General features: G+C 62.5%; 1 protein-coding gene and 1 other RNA gene. Both read right to left on the bottom strand.

The window, feature by feature from the left end; translation table 11 throughout:
• Positions 1-351 (bottom strand): division/cell wall cluster transcriptional repressor MraZ (locus ACTS2Z_RS06320; RefSeq protein WP_442572371.1); only part of this gene is annotated, 351 nt, incomplete at its 3' end.
• Between the two features lie 381 nt (positions 352-732).
• An RNA gene (gene rnpB, locus ACTS2Z_RS06315) (RNase P RNA component class A) lies at positions 733-1,116 on the bottom strand; the annotation flags it as partial.

The following is a 1,116-nucleotide window of genomic DNA, read 5'->3' as shown; positions in this document are numbered from 1 at the left end:
GTGGCCCATGCCGACGAAGGCGGCCTTGTCGGCGATGCCGGCGGCGGCGCGCAGGCCCTCGGGCAGCACGATGCGGCCGGTGCTGTCGAAGGGAAGCTGCTGGGATTCGGCGAAGATCGTGGTGGCCAGGGCGTCCTGGGTTTCCGAGAACAGGTCGTACTTGCCGACGCGCGCGATGAGGTCCTCCATGAAGTCCATGCCGCAGCCTTCGATGGCGTCGACACGGTGCGACGGAAAGGCGACGATGCCGGGAAAGGACAGGCCCGTGAGCGCATTGCGGAACTGAGAAGGGACGGAGACCCGCCCCTTCTGATCCACCTTGTTCTCAAAGGTGCCAATGAAGATCGCCACCTGATTCCCCCGGGGCCCGACGCCCCCTGACTGGTAATCGCTGCCATCCCGTGATCCGCGACATGGCACAGCTTGCCGTAGCCTACCCGCATCATGGTATGATTTGGGATATCATGGGATTTTATGGGTGTCAATGCCGAGAACAAGTAATTATTACGGGTTAACAAGAGCTTAAAGTGATCCTCAAGGCCTTCGGCCAGTACTTGTGGCACCCCTTGTGGTTCAAATCAGAAGAACCACAAATAAGACCCAATGGAACCTGTCATCTTTGTTTGTTCGTTCTTTGTTCTATCTAGGGCAAAAAAGCGGCGGGAATCGGGAATTCCAGCGCCGGCGGTGCCAGCAGCGGCCCGGTGGCAGCAACTGATGAGGGGGAAATAAAACGCCAGACGGCCTGTAAGCCGGGTTCTGTCCCATGGTTTCCCATGGCGATGGCCATTCATCTGGGACGCCCGTTGCCGGGCGCCTCGCGCGATCGACCCGGACGGCGGCGCGGAAACCCGCGTGGCGGGCCCGAAGGCCCGCCGGCCGTCCCTACTTGATCTTGCTCCGGGTGGGGTTTGCCGTGCCGCCCCCGTTGCCGGCGGCGCGGTGCGCTCTTACCGCACCCTTTCACCCTTACCCTCCTACGCCGAAGCTTCGGAGGGCGGTTTGCTTTCTGTGGCACTTTCCCTGGGGTCGCCCCCGCCGGGCGTTACCCGGCACCCTGTTTCCGTGGAGCCCGGACTTTCCTCCCCCGACACCGCAAATGGCGCCGAAGGCGGC

This window comes from Glycocaulis sp. (assembly GCF_052168375.1).
GTDB lineage: Bacteria > Pseudomonadota > Alphaproteobacteria > Caulobacterales > Maricaulaceae > Glycocaulis.
This window is presented reverse-complemented; position numbering and strand designations above follow the sequence as displayed.